The organism is Streptomyces sp. NPDC088116 (assembly GCF_044741745.1).
Lineage (GTDB): Bacteria > Actinomycetota > Actinomycetes > Streptomycetales > Streptomycetaceae > Streptomyces.
This window is the reverse complement of sequence record NZ_JBIUTF010000005.1, coordinates 602,127-619,805: the sequence shown is the minus strand read 5'-3', so window position 1 is coordinate 619,805 and position 17,679 is coordinate 602,127. Positions and strand designations below refer to the sequence as shown.

The 17,679-nt window shown below is 69.5% G+C and carries 19 protein-coding genes and 1 tRNA gene; 12 read left to right on the top strand and 8 right to left on the bottom strand.

Features of this window, described 5'->3' with window-relative positions:
• The first annotated feature begins 101 nt into the window (after positions 1 to 101).
• From ACIOJD_RS23285 to ACIOJD_RS23270, 4 genes are all read left to right on the top strand, one after another.
• On the top strand, positions 102 to 830 hold the full coding sequence (locus ACIOJD_RS23285) for a sugar transferase (protein ID WP_401916787.1): 729 nt from the start codon (positions 102 to 104) through the stop codon (positions 828 to 830).
• 120 nt (positions 831 to 950) lie between these two features.
• Positions 951 to 3,281: a (Fe-S)-binding protein gene (locus tag ACIOJD_RS23280; RefSeq protein ID WP_401916784.1), complete on the top strand. Its 2,331-nt coding sequence runs from the start codon at positions 951 to 953 to the stop codon at positions 3,279 to 3,281.
• 192 nt (positions 3,282 to 3,473) lie between these two features.
• Entirely contained in the window at positions 3,474 to 4,616 is a 1,143-nt protein-coding gene (locus ACIOJD_RS23275) for a VCBS repeat-containing protein (RefSeq protein WP_401916781.1), read from the top strand.
• 182 nt (positions 4,617 to 4,798) lie between these two features.
• Positions 4,799 to 5,746 (top strand): Yip1 family protein, encoded by a 948-nt coding sequence (locus tag ACIOJD_RS23270; protein WP_401916779.1) that lies wholly within the window; start codon positions 4,799 to 4,801, stop codon positions 5,744 to 5,746.
• Positions 5,747 to 6,034: 288 nt separating this feature from the next.
• Here the strand turns inward: ACIOJD_RS23270 and ACIOJD_RS23265 are convergent, their stop codons facing one another.
• The 3 genes from ACIOJD_RS23265 to ACIOJD_RS23255 all read right to left on the bottom strand — a co-directional run bounded on the left by ACIOJD_RS23265 (position 6,035) and on the right by ACIOJD_RS23255 (position 7,415).
• Positions 6,035 to 6,544 (bottom strand): phosphoribosyltransferase, encoded by a 510-nt coding sequence (locus tag ACIOJD_RS23265; RefSeq protein ID WP_401916776.1) that lies wholly within the window; start codon positions 6,542 to 6,544, stop codon positions 6,035 to 6,037.
• A 25-nt stretch (positions 6,545 to 6,569) separates the two neighbouring features.
• Positions 6,570 to 7,145: a dCTP deaminase gene (gene dcd / locus ACIOJD_RS23260; protein ID WP_401916773.1), complete on the bottom strand. Its 576-nt coding sequence runs from the start codon at positions 7,143 to 7,145 to the stop codon at positions 6,570 to 6,572.
• 78 nt (positions 7,146 to 7,223) lie between these two features.
• A complete protein-coding gene (locus ACIOJD_RS23255; protein WP_401916770.1) occupies positions 7,224 to 7,415 on the bottom strand; it encodes a hypothetical protein in 192 nt (63 codons plus the stop codon).
• Positions 7,416 to 7,645: 230 nt separating this feature from the next.
• Between ACIOJD_RS23255 and ACIOJD_RS23250 the strand changes: the two genes are divergently transcribed.
• Positions 7,646 to 7,719: transfer RNA gene (locus tag ACIOJD_RS23250), tRNA-Gly, on the top strand.
• A 472-nt stretch (positions 7,720 to 8,191) separates the two neighbouring features.
• Here the strand turns inward: ACIOJD_RS23250 and ACIOJD_RS23245 are convergent.
• Both ACIOJD_RS23245 and ACIOJD_RS23240 read right to left on the bottom strand, forming a co-directional pair.
• A complete protein-coding gene (locus ACIOJD_RS23245) occupies positions 8,192 to 8,728 on the bottom strand; it encodes a VOC family protein (RefSeq protein ID WP_401916767.1) in 537 nt (178 codons plus the stop codon).
• 21 nt (positions 8,729 to 8,749) lie between these two features.
• Positions 8,750 to 9,712, bottom strand: a complete 963-nt coding sequence (locus tag ACIOJD_RS23240) for a LysR family transcriptional regulator (protein ID WP_401916765.1) — start codon at positions 9,710 to 9,712, stop codon at positions 8,750 to 8,752.
• Positions 9,713 to 9,914: 202 nt separating this feature from the next.
• Between ACIOJD_RS23240 and ACIOJD_RS23235 the strand changes: the two genes are divergently transcribed.
• Genes ACIOJD_RS23235 through ACIOJD_RS23225 form a run of 3 tightly spaced genes read left to right on the top strand, consistent with a single transcriptional unit; the run spans position 9,915 to position 11,318 of the window.
• Positions 9,915 to 10,559: a hypothetical protein gene (locus tag ACIOJD_RS23235; protein ID WP_401916762.1), complete on the top strand. Its 645-nt coding sequence runs from the start codon at positions 9,915 to 9,917 to the stop codon at positions 10,557 to 10,559.
• Positions 10,552 to 10,944 carry an SgcJ/EcaC family oxidoreductase gene (locus tag ACIOJD_RS23230; protein ID WP_401916759.1) on the top strand — a complete coding sequence of 131 codons (393 nt, stop codon included), beginning with the start codon at positions 10,552 to 10,554 and terminating at the stop codon, positions 10,942 to 10,944. The genes ACIOJD_RS23235 and ACIOJD_RS23230 overlap by 8 nt, the downstream gene beginning before the upstream one ends.
• On the top strand, positions 10,941 to 11,318 hold the full coding sequence (locus tag ACIOJD_RS23225; protein ID WP_401890638.1) for a VOC family protein: 378 nt from the start codon (positions 10,941 to 10,943) through the stop codon (positions 11,316 to 11,318). Before ACIOJD_RS23230 ends, ACIOJD_RS23225 begins: the two co-directional genes overlap by 4 nt.
• A 335-nt stretch (positions 11,319 to 11,653) precedes the next feature.
• On the opposite strand, the gene ACIOJD_RS23220 is transcribed toward ACIOJD_RS23225, so the two are convergent.
• Together ACIOJD_RS23220 and ACIOJD_RS23215 are read right to left on the bottom strand one after the other, a co-directional pair.
• The gene (locus tag ACIOJD_RS23220; protein WP_401916756.1) at positions 11,654 to 11,992 is read right to left on the bottom strand and encodes a thioredoxin family protein; all 339 of its coding nucleotides are present in this window, start codon (positions 11,990 to 11,992) and stop codon (positions 11,654 to 11,656) included.
• Between the two features lie 80 nt (positions 11,993 to 12,072).
• Positions 12,073 to 13,491: a DEAD/DEAH box helicase gene (locus tag ACIOJD_RS23215; protein ID WP_401916753.1), complete on the bottom strand. Its 1,419-nt coding sequence runs from the start codon at positions 13,489 to 13,491 to the stop codon at positions 12,073 to 12,075.
• 377 nt (positions 13,492 to 13,868) lie between these two features.
• On the opposite strand from ACIOJD_RS23215, the gene ACIOJD_RS23210 reads away from it, so the two are divergent.
• The 4 genes from ACIOJD_RS23210 to ACIOJD_RS23195 all read left to right on the top strand — a co-directional run bounded on the left by ACIOJD_RS23210 (position 13,869) and on the right by ACIOJD_RS23195 (position 17,246).
• Positions 13,869 to 14,084 (top strand): DUF6243 family protein, encoded by a 216-nt coding sequence (locus tag ACIOJD_RS23210; protein ID WP_401916750.1) that lies wholly within the window; start codon positions 13,869 to 13,871, stop codon positions 14,082 to 14,084.
• 598 nt (positions 14,085 to 14,682) lie between these two features.
• Positions 14,683 to 15,516 carry a PIG-L family deacetylase gene (locus tag ACIOJD_RS23205; RefSeq protein ID WP_401916747.1) on the top strand — a complete coding sequence of 278 codons (834 nt, stop codon included), beginning with the start codon at positions 14,683 to 14,685 and terminating at the stop codon, positions 15,514 to 15,516.
• A 382-nt stretch (positions 15,517 to 15,898) separates the two neighbouring features.
• A complete protein-coding gene (locus tag ACIOJD_RS23200; protein WP_401916744.1) occupies positions 15,899 to 16,576 on the top strand; it encodes a TetR/AcrR family transcriptional regulator in 678 nt (225 codons plus the stop codon).
• The gene (locus ACIOJD_RS23195; protein WP_401916741.1) at positions 16,563 to 17,246 is read left to right on the top strand and encodes a hypothetical protein; all 684 of its coding nucleotides are present in this window, start codon (positions 16,563 to 16,565) and stop codon (positions 17,244 to 17,246) included. Before ACIOJD_RS23200 ends, ACIOJD_RS23195 begins: the two co-directional genes overlap by 14 nt.
• 15 nt (positions 17,247 to 17,261) lie before the next feature.
• On the opposite strand, the gene ACIOJD_RS23190 is transcribed toward ACIOJD_RS23195, so the two are convergent.
• Positions 17,262 to 17,663 (bottom strand): hypothetical protein, encoded by a 402-nt coding sequence (locus ACIOJD_RS23190; RefSeq protein ID WP_401916738.1) that lies wholly within the window; start codon positions 17,661 to 17,663, stop codon positions 17,262 to 17,264.
• Between the last annotated feature and the right edge of the window lie 16 nt (positions 17,664 to 17,679).

Sequence of the window (17,679 nt, the reverse complement as noted above, 5' to 3'; positions counted from 1 at the left end):
CACCGTGCGATCGTTCCGTAACAAAAGATACGAATCCATAGCAAACGGAATAGAACCTAACGGAACTCACAGAACGGTCGGGTACCACCATGAAGCAACGCGTGAGACGCACGAAACGGCCCCTGCGGTGGCGCCCGAGACCACACCTCACCTGGCGCCCCACCTGGAACCCGCGCCCCCGCCTGGAACCCGAGCGCTTCCTGGAACCCAAACGCCTGCTGGATCTGACGCTGGGCACAGCGCTGCTACTCCTGTCCGCGCCCGTCCTCGCGACCGCCGCCCTCGCCATGGCGCTCTCCAGGAAAAGGCCGTCGGACGGCCTTTTCCTGCGCGAGTACCGCATCGGGTTGAACGGCCGGCCCTTCATCCTGAGTTCCCTGCGCACCCGCCGATTCCGGCTCGACCTGCTCTCCCGGCTGCCCCATGTCGTACGCGGCGACCTCTCGCTGGTCGGGCCCGCGCCCCTGAAGCCCGGCTCCCCGGCGGCGGCCGCGCCCTGGCGCCAGCTCGTACGGCCGGGCCTGACCGGCCTCGCTCAGACGCGGCGGCACTCGGCGCTGCCATGGGACGAGACGGCGCTGCTCGACCAGCATTATGTGGAGCACCACTGGATCGGCCTCGACCTGGCGATCCTCGCCCGAAGCATCCCGTCGCTGTGCCTCACCCCCGGACAGGCGCCCGCACGCGCGCCCCGGCGCCTCGGGCGCGGACACCGGCCCCGGCCGCTCCTCGCGCACGGCCACAGGCGCGGGCACACGGCCCGGCCGCCCGTTCAGGGCACCCCGAGCGACACAGATCACCGGGTACGCCGTTACATTGCGACCGGATAAGTGGGTAACCTCAGCACGACCTGATTAAGTTACCGCTTAGTACGTTTGTAAGAGTGCTCAGCAGGAGTGCTCGGTAAGAGTGCGGATTTCCCCACCCTCGCAGGCCCGAGGAGCCCCCAAATGCAACTCGCCGCGATCACCGTGTCGTTGGTACTCGCCGTCGTCGGTGTGGCGCTGTTCGGCCGAGCCATCGCGCAGATCTACCGCTTCGTGAGGCTCGGCCAGCCGGTCCCCGCGGGCACGCGCACGGACGAGCCCACCCAGCGGACCCTGACCGTGGCCAAGGAGTTCCTCGGTCACACCCGCATGAACACGTGGGGCGTCGTCGGTGTGGCGCACTGGTTCGTCGCGGTCGGCTTCTTCTCGCTCGTACTGACCCTGGTGAACGCCTTCGGGCAGCTCTTCCAGGCCGACTGGCTGCTGCCGGTCATCGGCGACTGGACACCGTACGAGGTCTTCGTCGAGCTCATCGGCCTGCTGACCACGCTCGGCATCCTGACGCTGATCGTGATCCGCCAGCTTTCGCTGCCCTCCCGCGCGGGCCGCAAGTCCCGCTTCGCGGGCTCCAACTTCGGCCAGGCGTACTTCGTCGAGGCCGTCATCCTCGTCATCGGCATCGCGATCCTCGTCCTGCGCGGCCTCGAAGGCGCCCTGCACCACGCCGACTCGTACCAGGCCGCGTATCTGGTCTCGTATCCGCTGGTCGCGGCGTTCAACGGGCTCAGCCTCGGCACCCTCCAGAACCTGGTCTACCTGGTCGCGATGATCAAGATCGGGACGTCCTTCGTCTGGATGATCACGGTCGCGCTGAAGACCGACATGGGCGTCGCCTGGCACCGCTTCCTGGCCTTCCCGAACATCTGGTTCAAGCGCGAGGCGGACGGCGGGACGGCCCTCGGCGCGCTTCTGCCGATGGTCTCCGGCGGCAAGGAGATCGACTTCGAGACGGTCTTCGACGACGAGGAGGGCGGCGAGGAAGCCGTCTTCGGCGCCTCGCAGATCGAGCACTTCTCCTGGAAGGGCATCCTCGACTTCTCCACGTGCACGGAGTGCGGCCGCTGCCAGTCGCAGTGCCCGGCCTGGAACACGGGCAAGCCGCTCTCCCCGAAGCTGCTGATCATGTCGCTGCGCGACCACGCGCACGCCAAGGCGCCGTACCTGCTGGCCGGCGGCGGCAAGACCATGGAGGGCGAGGAGAAGGCGACCGAGGAGCAGCTGGCCGGAGTGCCGGCCGCGGCCCTCGCCGAGGCCGAACGCCCGCTGATCGGGACGCTGGAGGAGAACGGCGTCATCGACCCGGACGTGCTGTGGTCCTGCACGACGTGCGGCGCGTGCGTGGAGCAGTGCCCGGTCGACATCGAGCACGTCGACCACATCGTGGACATGCGCCGCTACCAGGTGATGATCGAGAGCTCCTTCCCGAGCGAGGCCGGGACGATGCTCAAGAACCTGGAGAAGAAGGGCAATCCCTGGGGCCTGGCCAAGAAGCAGCGCCTTCAGTGGACGAAGGAGGTCGACTTCGAGGTGCCGGTCGTCGGCAAGGACGTCGAGGACCTGACGGAGGTCGACTACCTCTACTGGGTGGGCTGCGCGGGCGCGTTGGAGGACCGGGCCAAGAAGACCACCAAGGCCTTCGCGGAGCTGCTGCACATCGCGGGCGTCAAGTTCGCGATCATGGGCGGCGACGAGAAGTGCACCGGTGACTCGGCCCGCCGCCTGGGCAACGAGCCCCTGTTCCAGCAGCTCGGCCAGGAGAACGTGGCAATGCTGAACATGGCGTACGGGGAGTCCCCCGACGAGGAGGGCGACGCGGACGGCGACGCGGACGGCGCCACGAAGAAGCCGAAGCCCTCGAAAAAGATCGTCGCGACCTGCCCGCACTGCTTCAACACGATCGCGAACGAGTACCCGCAGCTCGGCGGCGAGTACGAGGTCATCCACCACACGCAGCTGCTCCAGACCCTCGTGGACGAGGGCAAGCTGGTCCCCGTCACCCCGGTCGAGGGTCTGATCACGTACCACGACCCCTGCTACCTGGGCCGCCACAACAAGGTCTACACACCGCCGCGCGAGATCATCGCGAGCGTGCCCGGCCTGCGGAACGAGGAGATGCACCGCCACAAGGAGCGCGGCTTCTGCTGTGGCGCGGGCGGCGCGCGGATGTGGATGGAGGAGCGGATCGGCAAACGCATCAACAACGAGCGCGTGGACGAGGCGCTTTCGCTGAACCCGGACATCGTCTCGACGGCCTGCCCGTTCTGCCTGGTCATGCTGACCGACTCGGTCAACGGCAAGAAGAACGACGGTCAGGCGAAGGAGTCCCTCCAGGTCGTGGACGTGGCGCAGCTGCTGCTCGAATCGGTACGGACGCCGGCGGACCCGGCGGACTCCGAGGAGGAGGAGAACGCCCCGGACCCGGATCCGGAGCCGAAGCCCGAGCCGGTGAAGTAGCCGTCCTGGGACGTGTGTGAGCGGCCGGATCTGCCAGGGGCGGGTCCGGCCGCTCGCGTATGGCCGCCGAAGCTCCAGGCCCTGCCCGGTCGATCTCCGCCGGGCAGGGCCTGGAGCGTGGAGGCGACGGTGGCCACAATGACCTGACGGTGGTCACCGGGGTCGGCCCGGACGGATGGGATGGGTGGGGTCGTGCGCATACGCGTCTGTACGGCGTTCTTGCTACTGCTGACGGTCGGCGCGGTGGGCGCCGTCAGCACGGGCTGTACGGCCTCTCCGGACCGGGAGACCAGGGCGGAGGCAGAGGCGAAGAACGGCGACACCGCCCCGGCCTCCGGTATCCGCCGCCCCGTCCCCCGCGGCAAGGGGAGCCGTCTCCCGGCCGACTTCAACGGCGACGGCCACCCCGACCTCGTACTGAACGACCTGGTCAAGGCCCCGGGCGACTCCTACGGCGACGACGCGGGCATCGGCATCGTGTACGGCACCGCCGCCTCCCGAGGGCGCGGCCCCGGCCCCGATCCCGCCGTACGCCAGACCCTCGGCCCGCGCACCCGGGGCGCCCGGGTCGACGGCACGCTCCCCGCCGCGTTCGACGCCGAGGAGGCGTGCGATCTCGACCAGGACGGCTTCGGTGATCTGATCATCGCCACGGACCCGCCGTACAACGGCACCGGCATGCCACCCGTCCCTCTCCAGATCCTCTTCGGCGGCCCCACCGGCCTGGCCGGCAAGGCGGTCGTCCTGAAGATCCCCGCCAAGGCCAGGGCCGGCAACGAATGGCCCGACCACCCGGTCTGCGGCGACTTCGACGGCGACGGCGGGAACGACCTCGCGGTCACCGCGAGCGCCGGCCAGATCAGCTATCTCCGCGGCCCCTTCACCCGGGCCGGCGCCCCGCGCGCCGCGTCCGCGCCGATCCAGGACGGCGGCCCGGTCCTCGAAGCACCCGCGCCCAAGGCCGATACGAACGGCGACGGCTACGACGACCTCGTCCACTCCACCCGCGCGCACACCCCCGGCGAGGCGGCCCGGGGCACGCTGCTGCTGGGCGGCCCGGACGGCCCGGGGCGCGCGGGAGGCGCGTACCGCTTCAAGGCCGTACGCCTCCCGCCCGCCCCCGAGCTGCCCGCGGGCAGGGGCAGGGTGTCGACCGAGGTCCTCCAGTACACGGACCTCGACGGCGACAAGCGCCCGGACCTGGTGACACGTACGCACCGGGGGGAGAAGACGGACCTGATCGCGCTGTACGGGTCCGGTGGCCCGGACGGAGCCACCGGGGCCGCGGCGGACCGGCCGGTGATCACGTTCAGTACGAAGATCTTCCTCGGATGACCGTCGAGACTGCCCAGACCGCCGAAGCCGTCGAACCGGGGCGGGAGGTGCACCGGAGCCGCCCCGGAGGTGCGGCGAACCCCCCAGGGATCCCCTAAGGGATGTCACAGCTCGGCCGCAAAGGCACCCCCGTTCCCCTCCCTCAGTCATTCGACCCGTCAGGACCGGGTACGTTCGATCGCGTGGCTGGATTCAGGATCGGACGCGGCCGGGACAACCGCACCCCGCAACAACAACCGCAGCGGCAGCGGCAGCAACCGCCGCAGCAGCAGACGTACGGACGGACGGCAGCTCCGCCGGGATACGGAGGCGGGCCCCAGGCCTCGCCCCCGTACGGGCAGCAGCAATGGCCTCCGGCGGGCGGCGGACAGTACGGCGGGCAGGGCGCGCAAGGCGGCGGCCATGGCGAGCCGGAGTACTTCGGCGACCCGTACGGCCAGCCGTCGCACCCGGGCTCGCACGGCGCCGCACAGGGCGGCCCGCACGGCGACTCGTACGCCAACAACCCTGGCAGCACGCAGGCGTTCAGCATCGGCGAGGACCCGTACGGCGACGGCGACGCCTACCGCGCCCCGGCGCCCCCCGTGGGCCCCCGGCTGCCCTGGAAGGAACTGCTGAGCGGCATCGTGCTGCGCCCCGCGCCGACGTTCCTCCAGATGCGCGACTACCCGGTCTGGGGCCCCGCCCTGGTCGTGACGTTCCTCTACGGCCTGCTGGCGCTCTTCGGTTTCGACACGGCCCGTGAAGAAGCGATCAACGCGACGCTCTCCACCGCCATCCCGTACGCGCTGACGACGGCCGTGGCCTTCGTCATCGGCGGCCTGATCCTCGGCGCGGTGACCCACACCCTGGCCCGCCAGCTGGGCGGCGAGGGCGCCTGGCAGCCGACCGTCGGCCTCTCCATGCTGATCATGTCGTTCACGGACGCCCCGCGCCTGATCTTCGCGGTCTTCCTGGGCGGCGAGAACTCCCTGGTGGTGATCCTCGGCTGGATCACCTGGCTCGTGGCGGGCGCACTGTTCACGGTGATGGTGAGCAAGTCGCACGACCTGCCGTGGCCGAAGGCACTGGGCGCGTCGGCGATCCAGCTGGTCGCGCTGCTGTCGATGCTGAAGCTGGGCACGCTCTGACACACACATGCGGAGGGCCCCCTTGATCCGGATCACTCCTGGATCAAGGGGGCCTTCGCGTGTGTGCCACCGGTGTCACTACGGCGATCGGGGACGTCCGGCCGCCGGGGACGTCCGGCGATCGGGGACGTCCGGCGGTCATCGGGGACGTCCGGCGATCGGCGGTCCAGGACAGGGAGGCGCCGTTCCGGCCCACGCCCGCGCCCGGTCGTTCACCGACCCCGCAGAGCCCCTGCCATCACCGGCCCCGACCGCGGGACCGGCCGCCCGAAAACCATCCGTCCGGTGCTACAGCGCATCCTTGGAGGGCGTGATGGGCTCGCCCGCCCTGCGTACGGGAGGCTGGACGCTCCAGGGGAAGTTGATCCAGTCGTCCGTGCGCTGCCAGACGTACTCGCACTTCACCAGCGACTGCGTCTTCTCGTATATGACCGCGCTGCGCACCTCGGCGACATGGTCGACACAGAAGTCGCGCACCAGCTTCAACGTCTTGCCGGTGTCGGCGACATCGTCGGCGATGAGAACCTTCTTGTTGGAGAAGTCGATCGCGTTGGGCACGGGCGCCAGCATGACCGGCATCTCCAGGGTGGTGCCCACGCCGGTGTAGAACTCCACGTTGACCAGGTGGATGTTCTTGCAGTCGAGGGCATAGGCCAGACCGCCGGCCACGAACACACCACCGCGCGCGATGCTCAGGACGACATCCGGTACGTACCCGTCGTCGGCGATGCTCTGCGCGAGCTCACGGACGGCACGGCCGAACGTCTCGTACGTCAGGTTCTCTCGTATCCCGCTCATGTCAGCCTGTCAGTCATGCAGGCCATCACACCTGCGTCCGATGGAAGTTGAGATACGAACGAGAGGCCGTGGGCCCCCGCTGCCCCTGATAACGCGACCCGTACCGCTCGGAACCGTACGGAAACTCCGCCGCCGAACTGAGCCGGAACAGACACAGCTGCCCGATCTTCATCCCCGGCCAGAGCTTGATGGGCAGCGTCGCCATGTTCGACAGTTCGAGCGTGACATGCCCGGAGAACCCGGGATCGATGAACCCGGCGGTCGAATGCGTCACCAGCCCGAGCCGCCCGAGACTGGACTTGCCTTCCAGACGGGAGGCGATGTCTTCGGGCAGGGAGATGACCTCGTACGTCGAGGCGAGCACGAACTCCCCGGGATGGAGGATGAACGGATCGTCCCCCTCCGGCTCGACCGTCCGCGTCAGATCGACCTGCTCGACGGCGGGATCGATATGCGGATAGCGGTGGTTCTCGAACACCCGGAAGAACCGGTCGAGCCGCACATCGATGCTGGAGGGCTGCACCATCGATTCGTCGTACGGTTCGAGGCGTACGCGTCCGGAATCGAGCTCGGCCCGGATGTCCTTGTCTGAGAGAAGCACGCCCCGAGGATACGCAGAGCGCGCGAGCCCACCCCAATCGGGCGGCCCCGCGCGCCTCGGCCGACTACCCGGCCACGGTCAGTGCCGCTTCAACTCCAGCAGCTCCGCGGACTCCACCGGCACGGCGTGCCGCAACCGCGTACACCGCGGACAACGGATGAGCCGACCGGGCCCGATCCGCCCGGCGTCGAGCTGCTGCATCGGGAACGACGCGGTACTGAAAACATGCCCCTCGGCACAGCGGACGACGGTGCGCTCCATCAAGTCCATCAGGTCCTTTCCCCAACAAACGCGGACGAAAGCCCACACTAGGGGATGAACGGAACGCCCCCGCGAGCGGCACTCCACCCCGGACCCTACGCCCCAACTCCCGCCCCCTACAGCCACATCCACGCCCACCCCGGGCCGCCCGACATGACGACGGCCCCGCGGCGAGATACGCCCGGGGCCTGCGATGAGGTAGAGTGTCCGACGATGCGAAGCCGTTCTTCGGCCGCCTCGCGGGTGTAGTTTAATGGTAGAACATGAGCTTCCCAAGCTCAGAGCGCGAGTTCGATTCTCGTCACCCGCTCCACGACGAAGGCCCAAGTCAGCGACTAGCGACTTGGGCTTTGTTTGATGTACCAGTCCAATTCGACGGTCCACTCCGCGCCGTCCCGTACCATCTCGGCCCCGGGCGACAGATCCAGCACACGGCTGCCGACCGCATGTCATCGTTCCCTGGGCTGCGCACCCATGAGCTGTCCACCAGCGGCACCACCAGATCCAACCCGAGCCGGCGGTGCCAGATCAGGGCAACACCTGAACCCGAGCCAGGGGCTCGTAGGCGCTGGCAGTGGCGAGTTCGCCGAACGTCAGACCGAACCGCCGGCGGTCGTTCTCCCACCTGATCAACGTGCGACAGCCCGCGGCGTCAGGCCGCAGCAGTTCGCCTGCAGCCCGGCCACCTTCACCTGGCATCGACCCGTCAGCGTCGTGGTGTCCGGGGCGCCCACTCCCTTCTCCTCCGTCCCGGCTCCGGTGGAGCAGGACTCCGGGGCAGCCCGTCAGGCGAACCCCGGTCGGATGGGCGTGCGGGGGGCAGCACGGGCACAGGCGCCTTGTGTGGTGGCGCCGTAGCGGGCGATCTCGGCATCGATGTCGAGTTCGCCACGCCGAGCGCGGGCCTCGTCGTCGACGAGGTGCGGGGGTACCACCCAGCAGACCTCGAACTCCAGGCCGTCCGGGTCTTTGGCGTAGACGCCCTTGGTGGTGCCGTGGTCGGTGGCGCCGACCAGGGCTCCGCGTTTGGACAACCGCTCGGTGACGATGCGCAGGTCGCCAAGTGTCGGGACCTCCCAGGCAATATGGTAAAGGCCGGTCTCGCCCCGCCCGGCCTTCGTCTCTTCGGCCTGTGCGCCGATGCCGAACAGGCCGAGATCGTGGTCATTGTCGGATTCCGGTGCCCGGAGAAAAATTGCCTTCCGAGGGGCGTCTCCGGATTCGGCGACCACTCGGAGTCCGAGGGTTTCTGTGTAGAAACGGGTGCTGGCGTCCGCGTCGCGCACCCACAGCACCGCGTGATTGAGCCCTCGGACCGGCACCGAAATTCCTCCGAAATCCTCCTACGGCACAGCCAGTTCGGCCCCGCCTTGTTGCCACCATTCTGCATACACGTCGTCGGCCTCAACAAGGGCGAGGTAACCCTCCGAGATGTGCGCGCACAGCGCGTCCACGGCGGGGGCGACCGGGGAGTCGGTGCGCCAGGCCAGCACGAGGTCGCGGACCAGCGGGTCACCGGCCAGGGTGAGAGTGGCCAGCGACTCGCGCGCCTTGCCCAGCGGGTAGAGCACGCATACCGCGTCACCGGCCGCGGTCAGCGCGAAGGCGATGTGCGCCTCGTCGGTGATGTGCCCGACGCGCTGCTCGAACCCCGTACGCCGGCAGGTATCGGCCACGTAGCCGTTCATGCCGCTGTCGTCCGGGTGCGGCATCACCCAGACGTCGTCCGCCAGGTCGTTCAGGGCGATCCGCCGGGCGCCGGACAGGCGGTGGTCCAGGGACACCCCGACGAAGATGGGCTCCGTGAGCAGGACCCGGTGCGCGATTCCGGGCGGCAGCGTCACGGATGTGCCGGGAAACCTGCGCAGCACCGCCACGTCGAGCTCACCGGAGGCGAGCAGCCCGGTGACGGTGTCGGTGCGCCGCACCGTACGGCTGGTCGTGCCGCGTTCGGGCAGCAGGACAGAGAGCGCCCTGATCAGCAGGCTGAACTGCTGCGCAGGCACTCCGCCGACACGCACCGGCGTTGCCGCGTCGGCGTGGAGGGCGCGGCGGACCGTGCGGGTCAGCTCCTCCAGGTCCGTCCGGATGCGGGTGCCGTCGCGGACGAAGAGGGTGCCCGCGAGGGTAGGCACCACACCGTCCGGGAGGCGAACAAAGAGTTCGCCTCCCACGTGCTGTTCGATGCGTTTGAGTTGCGCGGTCACCGCGGGCTGGGAGAGGTGCAGGCGGGCGGCAGCACGTCGCAGGCTGCCCGCCTCGGCGATGGCGAGAACCAGATCCAGATGTCGTATCTCCAGACGCATGGCTGGATCGTACGGCGGTCGCGGACTGCGGGGACAGAAGTGTTATCGCCGAATGCGATAGGGCTCCGAAACGGGACAGTGGTCGATAATTGCGGCCCTTCGGGCGCCTACCCGGCCATCTGTCTGTTGCCGCGCCTCCGCGTCGGGTGGCACGGTCGGAGACCACCCTTCGAAGAGCCGTTTTCCGTTTAAGGCGAGTGCCATGCTGACGCATACCAGGACCACGAGTGACAAAATCACACGCTTACCGGAGAATTCCTCCGTACTATTCTCCGAGCCCGCGCTGCACCGCTTTCTCAAGGCGGCCGTACGCGAATACGCGAACATCACCGAGAACGATCCGGTGCCGTGTTTCGCCGTGTTGCTGGGAACGGCGGCGGATGGTGACTGGCTGGTACACGACGTGGCTTTCGGGCGCAACGTCCGCACCACCGACCCGAGCGCGCGCCAGGAATTCGCCACAACGATCGTGCCGCGCTTCGGAGCGGCCTACGAGAACGCGGTCCGCGCGTGGTGGCTGGACCCGGCGGACCTGCTCCGCATCACGCGCGATGCGGACCGCCGGGGCCTGGATGTCTTGGGTTCGGTCCACATGCACCCCGACTGGCACCGGCTCGGCCCCGCACAGGCCCGTACTCAAACGCTGGACGAGTGCCCCACCGAGATGGACCGATACGTGTTTCGCAGTAGCGGCTGGCCGGTCAACGCCGTCTGTTATGTGGAGCGTCGACATGGGGCGCACGGTTACGCCCTGTCGGCGTGGGACGCGGAGTGCCGGCAACTGGCGCTGCGTGTGCACCGGCTGGTGGAGAGCGCCCTGCCGGAAGGCGGAGGCGACAATGGCTGACGACGACATGGACGGTGTACGCGCCCTGTGGCGGGCGATGGCCGACGGGTGGCGACGCGGTGACGCCGAGGCGTTCGGCACGGTCTTCGACGAGGACGTCGAATTCGTGACTGTGCGCGGAGAGGAACTGCGGGGGCGCGTTGCGGTGGTGGCCGGGCACGCCCGTCTCTTCGCCGGTCCCCTCAGGAACACCCGGCTGATTCCCGACATCCGGCTGGTGCGTCCGGTCGGTGGTGAACTGACGCTGGTCCATGCGGTGACCACGATCGAGCCGGACGGACCCACCACGCACGCGCAGGCGGTGGTGGCCGGTGACGGGTCAGGCCACCGCATCATCGCCTTCCACAACATGACCGTCACAGCTCCCCGGGAGGAACAGAAGTGAACCGGCCCCGCCTCAGGCATGTAGCCCTCGTCGTCCAGGACGCCGCCGCTGCCGCCGCCTTCTATCACGGGACACTCCAGATGGAGGAGTTTCACCAGGACCCCGACGGCAGTCGGTTCATGACCGACGGCTACATCAACCTGGCGCTCATCCAGCAGCGTCTGGACGGGGATGTACCGGCCGGGTTCAACCACTTCGGGTTCGAGGTGCCGAATGTCGCCCGCGTCGCGGACCGGATGACGGGGCATGGCGTCGCCCGGCCCATGCTGCGCGGCGGCAACCGGCCGTTTGCCGAGTACCGGGCGATCGACCCGGAGGGAAACTGGTTCGACCTGTCCGAGCACGGCTTCCTGCCTCCGGACGCGACCAAGTAGCCCCAAGGCCATGCGCGGAGGTCTGTGCGGTACAGGGAGGAGTGTCACTCGGCACGCTGCGAAGCGCCCGCCGAGCTCCTCCGTTCCAGAGGGCGGCCGTCGTCGGGTACGACGACCGGCTCCGAGGCACCGCGCCGATCCGGTGGTGCAGTCGCGGCAGGCAGGGCCTGGTGGGCGTGGTCGACTTCCAGCCACTACAGGCAGCCGCCTTGCGCGAGCACCAGGACCTCACCAGGGCAGTCGCCGGTTTCGGTGAAGAGTTGTACATCTGCGGCCACGGTGGTGCCCGGGACGGCCGCTGCGGGCACACCCTCGCCGGCCGGTATGCGGCCTGCTCACAGGTGGGCGTCCAGGAAATCCCCGAGCGCTGTCCTGGACATCGGACCGCTCCCGGCCGCCATCGCCTCGCCCCGATCGATCAGCACGAAGGAGGGCGCGCCGGTGACGCCGTACCGCCGTACGGGGCCGGGGCACCTTGCGATGTCGGCCCGCACGACGATCAGTCGGCCCTGGTAGACGTCGGCCACCTCCCGCACCAGGGCATCCATTTCCTTGCATGCTGCCGTGGCCTTGGGCCACACCCCGTGGAAGTACGCGAGCACCGGCACGTCCGCCCTCGCCAGGATGAACTCGAACTCGGCTTCCTCATGGGGTCGTTGGACCCTGTTCGCCATCGGCACTCCTTGACGCTCCACTCGATGCGAGGCAGTGGGTGCCTCTTTGTGTCTCCCGACCGTGACGGCCGTACCGCTCGTCAGTGGGCCTTGCGCGCTCGGGCGGCCTTACGGGCCTCCGCCATCGTGCGCGCCTCCGCGGCCTTGCGGGATTCCTTCGGCGGGCGGCCCGCGCGGGTGCCCAGACCCCGGAACGCCGCATTGCCGGTCTTCGCCCCGTCCAGCACCGGCGGGCGCTTCGCGCCTGTGATGCTGGTCAGCTTCTCCTCGCCGGAGCGAACCTGAGCGACCGTGGGCCGGATCCCGGCATCCGACATCATCCGGTTCACGTCCCGGCGCTGGCCGGGCGTGACCAGCGTGACCACGCTGCCGGACTCCCCGGCACGCGCGGTGCGCCCGCCGCGGTGGAGGTAGTCCTTGGGGTCGGAGGGCGGATCCACGTTGACGACGAGGTCCAGGTGCTCGACGTTGATGCCACGGGCAGCGACGTTGGTGGCCACCAGCACCGTGATCTCCCCGTCCTTGAACTGGGCCAGCGTGTGCGTGCGCTGCGGCTGCGACTTCCCGCTGTGCAGAGCACCCGCCTGTATGCCGCTGCTCCGCAGGTGGCGGGTGAACTGGTCCACACCGTGCTTGGTGTCCAGGAACATCAGCACCCGCCCGTCCCGAGCCGCGATCTCGGTGGCTGTCACGTACTTGTCGGCGGGATGGACGTTCAGTACGTGGTGCTCCATCGTCGCGACCGAGCCCTCCGCCCGGTCGACCGCGGCGAACACCGGCTCCCTCAGATATTGCCTGACCAGTTGATCGACGTTGCGGTCGAGCGTCGCGGAGAACAGCATCCGCTGCCCGCCGGGGGGCGTCCGGTCCAGGGTCTCCGAGACCTGCGGCAGGAAACCCATGTCGCACATCTGGTCCGCCTCGTCCAGCACCGCGATCCGCACCCGGTCCAGGTGACAGTCCCGCCGGGCGACGAGATCGGCCAGCCGTCCCGGCGTCGCCACCACGACCTCGGCACCTGCCCGGAGCGCCCCCACCTGCCGGCCGATCGCCAGCCCGCCGACCACAGTCACCGAGCGTAGCCCGAGCGCCTCCGCGTAGGGAGCCAGCGCCTCGCTCACCTGCTGCGCGAGTTCCCTTGTCGGCACCAGGACCAGCGCGAGAGGGCACTTCGGTTCGGCGCGCCGGCCCGCCGTACGTGCGAGGAGCGCAAGCCCGAAGGCGAGGGTCTTTCCCGAGCCGGTCCGCGCGCGGCCGAGGACATCCCGGCCGGCCAGCGCGCTCGGCAGGGTGGCCGCCTGGATCGGGAATGGCTCCCGTATCCCGAGCCCTGCCAGCACCCCCATCAGCTCGACCGGCAGTTCCAGCTCCGCGAAGGAGCCGGCCGGCGGGAGGCCGGGCGCCAGTGTCCCCGGCACCGAGAGCTCGCCCCGCGGGGCCCTCCCCTGGCCGGACCTGCCGGGTCCGGAGCGACCGGAGGCCGACTGCTTCGCCTTCATTGGGGGTTCCTCGTTTCGGCGCCCTGAACGGACCTGGGCCCGTACCTTGTCCGGCACGGGCCCAGGCTCTCTGCAAGCGTGACCCAACCTTACCAGCGCGGGCCTCGCGCCGGCCGTCCCGCGGCCCGGCCGGATACCCGCCCCCGGGGATCGTCACGCGCTGAAGGCCCGTAAGCCCCTCGACATCCGGGATGCTCTTGCCGCGCTTGCACTGATACATGACCAGCATGTCCGTGCACGGCGCATACTCGGCGGAAGGCCAGGAGGCCGATTTACGAGTGAGAGCGTGATGGGACCCTTCTGACGTCCCTCGACATCGCCACGCCCGCCCCCACCGATGAATCCGTAGATCACTTCACATCATTCCAGGAGAACCCATGACCGTGAGCAAGAACATCAACAACCCTGTGGGCATGGGTGGCGGCCAGCGCAAGAGGCTGTCCCGCGCCGAACGGCAGAACAACGGCCCGCACCGCAACCTCGACCGCAAGGGTGCCGCCGACCAGAAGGCAGAGCTGGTACGCAAGATGCGCGAGAAGGCAGGCGCAGCCGAGGGCGCCGAGCAGACGGGCGACAACACCGCACAGAGCTGACGCACCGCCGCCGCAGGGCGGCAGGCATCGCACGGGGCAGGGCCCGGCCGGTCCTGCTCAGCTCAGCTCTCGGCCGACCGCCCTCGTCTCAGCCGACCACCCGGCGTGGGCGTGACACCACGTGCCGGTCAGGACGGCGAACGGCGGTCAGCAAAGACCCGGACGAAGCCTCTGTGGCCCGCCCCAAGGGCGCGTTCCCCCAGTTCAGAGGCGGGCGAGCCTACGCAATACCGGGTGATTCCCAAGCTCAGAGCGCGAGTTCGATCCTCGTCACCCGCTCCATGGAAAGCCCCAGGTCAGAGACCTGGGGCTACATGCTTGCGCAGACCTCTCAAAACCCGCGCGTCGTATCGCGTGCCATCTACAGGCCGGGCCTGCACCTCGTTGGCGTTGAAACGCCGATGCCTGGAAGGTCAAGCGGCCGCGCCGGGAACAACCGGTCCGGCCGGCACGGTTGCAACCGTCGAACCGGCGCCGCAGGTGCGGGGAACACGGAGACCAGCAGGTCCTCGGCCCCACCAGGATCCGGGCCCCAGGATCGCGGTACGCCCACCGCACACTCGGACCAAGACGTAGTTCCGCAGGAGGACTGTTTTTCATGACTGACCGGCCTTTGACACTCATGGCAGTACACGCCCACCCCGACGACGAAGCCACCGGTACGGGCGGGGTCCTCGCGCGGTACGCGGCGGAAGGCATCCGCACGGTTCTCGTGACGTGTACCGACGGCGGTTGTGGTGACGGGCCGGGGGGTGTCAAACCGAGCGATCCCGGCCACGATCCGGCGGCCGTCGCCTCGATGCGCCGTCAAGAACTCGAGGCGAGCTGTGACGTCCTGAAGATCAGCGATCTGGAGATGCTGGACTATGCCGACTCCGGGATGACGGGCTGGCCGAGCAACGACGCCCCCGGGTCCTTCTGGCGGACCCCCGTGGAGGAAGGCGCGGCCCGACTCGCGGAACTCATGCGGCACTATCGGCCCGACGTGGTCGTCACCTACGACGAGAACGGCTTCTACGGCCACCCCGACCACATCCAGGCCCACCGCATCACGATGGCCGCGCTGGAGATGACCGCGCTGACACCGAAGGTGTACTGGACCACGATGCCCCGCTCGATGATGCAGCGGTTCGGGGAGACCATGCGCGAGCTTCAGGAGGACATGCCGGAGCCGGATCCTGCCGAGGCCGCCGCGATGGCCGAGATCGGCCTCCCCGACGATGAGATCAGCACGTGGGTGGACACCACCGCATTCAGCGGTCAGAAGTTCGATGCGCTGGCCGCGCACGCCAGCCAGGGCGAGAACATCTTCTTCCTCAAGATGGGCAAGGAGAAGTTCGGCGAGTTGATGGGCATGGAGACCTTCGTACGTGTCAAGGACGCCACCGGCGCGGCCGTACCCGAGAACGATCTCTTCGCCGGACTGCGCTGATCCGCCCGTCCGGCCGGGGCTTGGGAAAGCTCATCGGCCTCAACGGACCTGCCCGCCCCGTCTCACTCCGAGGATCAGCGAGTCCATGTCGTCGTCCGGATCGACCGACCAGCGCTGATCGCGGCCGCTCCGGCGAAGCGGTCGGCCGCGGCAGGGTCCCGGAGGCGGTACGGATGCTGTGGGCAACTCCGGGGCCGTGCGTGACGTCGGCCTTCAGGACCTGGGTGTGGTCTTGAAGGCCGACGTCGTCGTATGCGGTGGGTGCGCATGTTGATGCGGCCGAAGGCCGGGGACATTCCGGCGGAGACGGTGCGGGGCGCCGGCCCCCGCTTGCGCTATTCTTTGATTGGCCAGTCAGTTAATGAATGGGGTGAGGTGCGGGATGCCACGAACAGCCGACCCTGCGCTGCACGCGCGGCGGCGGGAGGCGATCGTCGCTGCGGCGGGCCGCCTCTTCGGATTGCAGGGATTCGAGTGGACGACGGTCGCGCAGATCGCGTCGGCCGCCGGGCTCAGCTCAGGCAGCGTCTTCTACTACTTCGCCGACAAACAGGCCCTCTTCCGCGCGCTCTTCGAGCAGGATCTCCCGCGCGCGGAGGCGCTCATCGCCCGTCACGAGGGGACCGACGACCCCCTCGCCGCCATCATCGACGTCGTCACCGAGCTGGCCGCGGAGGCCGAGGACCCGGGCGCCTCGGGCATGGTCGTCGAGCTGCTGCGACGTATCGCGCACGACGCCGAACTCCTCGATGTCGTCGGCCGCACGTCCCAGGTGGTGCGCGACGGGCTGGCGGGACTCCTCGCACGCGGGATCGAGGCGGGCAGCATCGACCCGGAACTCGATCCTGCCGAGGCCGCCGCCTGGCTGGAGAACATGGTGGACGCCGCGTACCTGGGCGCCCGCCCCGACCACTCCCCGCTCCCCGCGCTGCGCCGTACTGTCGCGCGCTACCTGGCGCCCGCCGGGACGGAGCGAGAGGCGGGGACGGATCGAGAGGCCCGGACGGAGCGAGAGGCGGGGACGGAGCGAGAGAGTGAGGACATCGATGGTCGAGCATGAGCCCCCCGTCACCGTGCGGCTGCCCGAGGCGTGGCTGTGGACCGTCATCCTGGGCGGGGCCGCACTCGGCCTCGGCGCCGCGTTCGCCGTGGGCCCGCTCGCCGACTGGATGATCGGCATCTTCGACGGCGCGCCGGGCCCGCTCCGGCTGGCGGCCGCGCTGCCGCTCGTGTGGGCCGTGCCGGTGCTGACGCTTGTCGGTGGTGTGGTCGGGGCGTGGGCGGCGGGCGCGTGGCGCGAGGAGAATCCCGTGATCGAGGTGGGCGCCGACAGTGTCGTCGTCCACGATGCCACCGGCGGCCGCCACGTCGAACGAGCCCGGATCGCCCAGGTGTTCACCGACGGCCGCGAGCTGGTGCTGCGCGATACCGACGGCCGGGACCACGTCCGCACCCGGGTGGACAGTGGCCTCGCGGGTCGTCTTCGGTCCGCGTTCGAGCGGCACGGCTATCCCTGGCGCGGCACCGTCGACCCGTACGAGGCGGATTACACCGCCTGGGTCGACAAAGGGCCGGGCCTCGACGAGCGTGCCCACGCGTTGCTGCGGATGCGGCAGCGGGCACTCGCCGACGACCGGACCGGTGCCGCCGACGAGGCGCGCGAGGAGCTGCGGGCATTCGGCATCAGCGTGCGGGACCGGGGCAAGGTCCAGCAGTACCGCAAGGCGTGAGGCGCCTGTCGGCGGTCAACCAGCGGACGGTACGGGGGGCTTGGTGCGGGCGGACCCGGCCGCCCTGGCGAAGGTACGGTCGCGCCCCCGTCGAGGCGGCGGGAACTGCCTGACCGTACGGGACATCGTTCCGGCTTCCCCCGCGAGCTGCTCGCCGACGGGCCCCGACGCTTCCGCACCGGGGCGTCGGAACGCGGCCGGGGCCACCGCCCCGGCCTGGCCATCGCCCTCGGCCAGGCCCAGGCCATCGGCGCGTTGCCGTCCTTCGCCAACGCGCCCGGCGGCCGGGCCGTCGCCACGCTTCGCCTCCCGGCGGCCGGCTGACGCGTCGCGGAACGCCGCTACAACGGCGACCGCGGCGACAACGGCGACCGCGGCAGAACCTGGCCGCGAGGCGCGGGCCGGAAACTCGTTCACCTCCTGTCGGCAGGCG

What these genes read in the sequence shown, in the direction of transcription:
- ACIOJD_RS23205 (WP_401916747.1), top strand. Translation starts at nt 14,683, where the DNA reads ATGACTGACCGGCCTTTGACACTCATGGCAGTACACGCCCACCCCGAC.
- ACIOJD_RS23230 (WP_401916759.1), top strand. Translation starts at nt 10,552, where the DNA reads ATGGCTGACGACGACATGGACGGTGTACGCGCCCTGTGGCGGGCGATG.
- ACIOJD_RS23195 (WP_401916741.1), top strand. Translation starts at nt 16,563, where the DNA reads ATGGTCGAGCATGAGCCCCCCGTCACCGTGCGGCTGCCCGAGGCGTGG.
- ACIOJD_RS23210 (WP_401916750.1), top strand. Translation starts at nt 13,869, where the DNA reads ATGACCGTGAGCAAGAACATCAACAACCCTGTGGGCATGGGTGGCGGC.
- ACIOJD_RS23220 (WP_401916756.1), bottom strand. Translation starts at nt 11,992, where the DNA reads ATGGCGAACAGGGTCCAACGACCCCATGAGGAAGCCGAGTTCGAGTTC.
- ACIOJD_RS23255 (WP_401916770.1), bottom strand. Translation starts at nt 7,415, where the DNA reads ATGGACTTGATGGAGCGCACCGTCGTCCGCTGTGCCGAGGGGCATGTT.
- ACIOJD_RS23240 (WP_401916765.1), bottom strand. Translation starts at nt 9,712, where the DNA reads ATGCGTCTGGAGATACGACATCTGGATCTGGTTCTCGCCATCGCCGAG.
- ACIOJD_RS23200 (WP_401916744.1), top strand. Translation starts at nt 15,899, where the DNA reads ATGCCACGAACAGCCGACCCTGCGCTGCACGCGCGGCGGCGGGAGGCG.
- ACIOJD_RS23235 (WP_401916762.1), top strand. Translation starts at nt 9,915, where the DNA reads ATGCTGACGCATACCAGGACCACGAGTGACAAAATCACACGCTTACCG.
- ACIOJD_RS23215 (WP_401916753.1), bottom strand. Translation starts at nt 13,491, where the DNA reads ATGAAGGCGAAGCAGTCGGCCTCCGGTCGCTCCGGACCCGGCAGGTCC.
- ACIOJD_RS23265 (WP_401916776.1), bottom strand. Translation starts at nt 6,544, where the DNA reads ATGAGCGGGATACGAGAGAACCTGACGTACGAGACGTTCGGCCGTGCC.
- ACIOJD_RS23280 (WP_401916784.1), top strand. Translation starts at nt 951, where the DNA reads ATGCAACTCGCCGCGATCACCGTGTCGTTGGTACTCGCCGTCGTCGGT.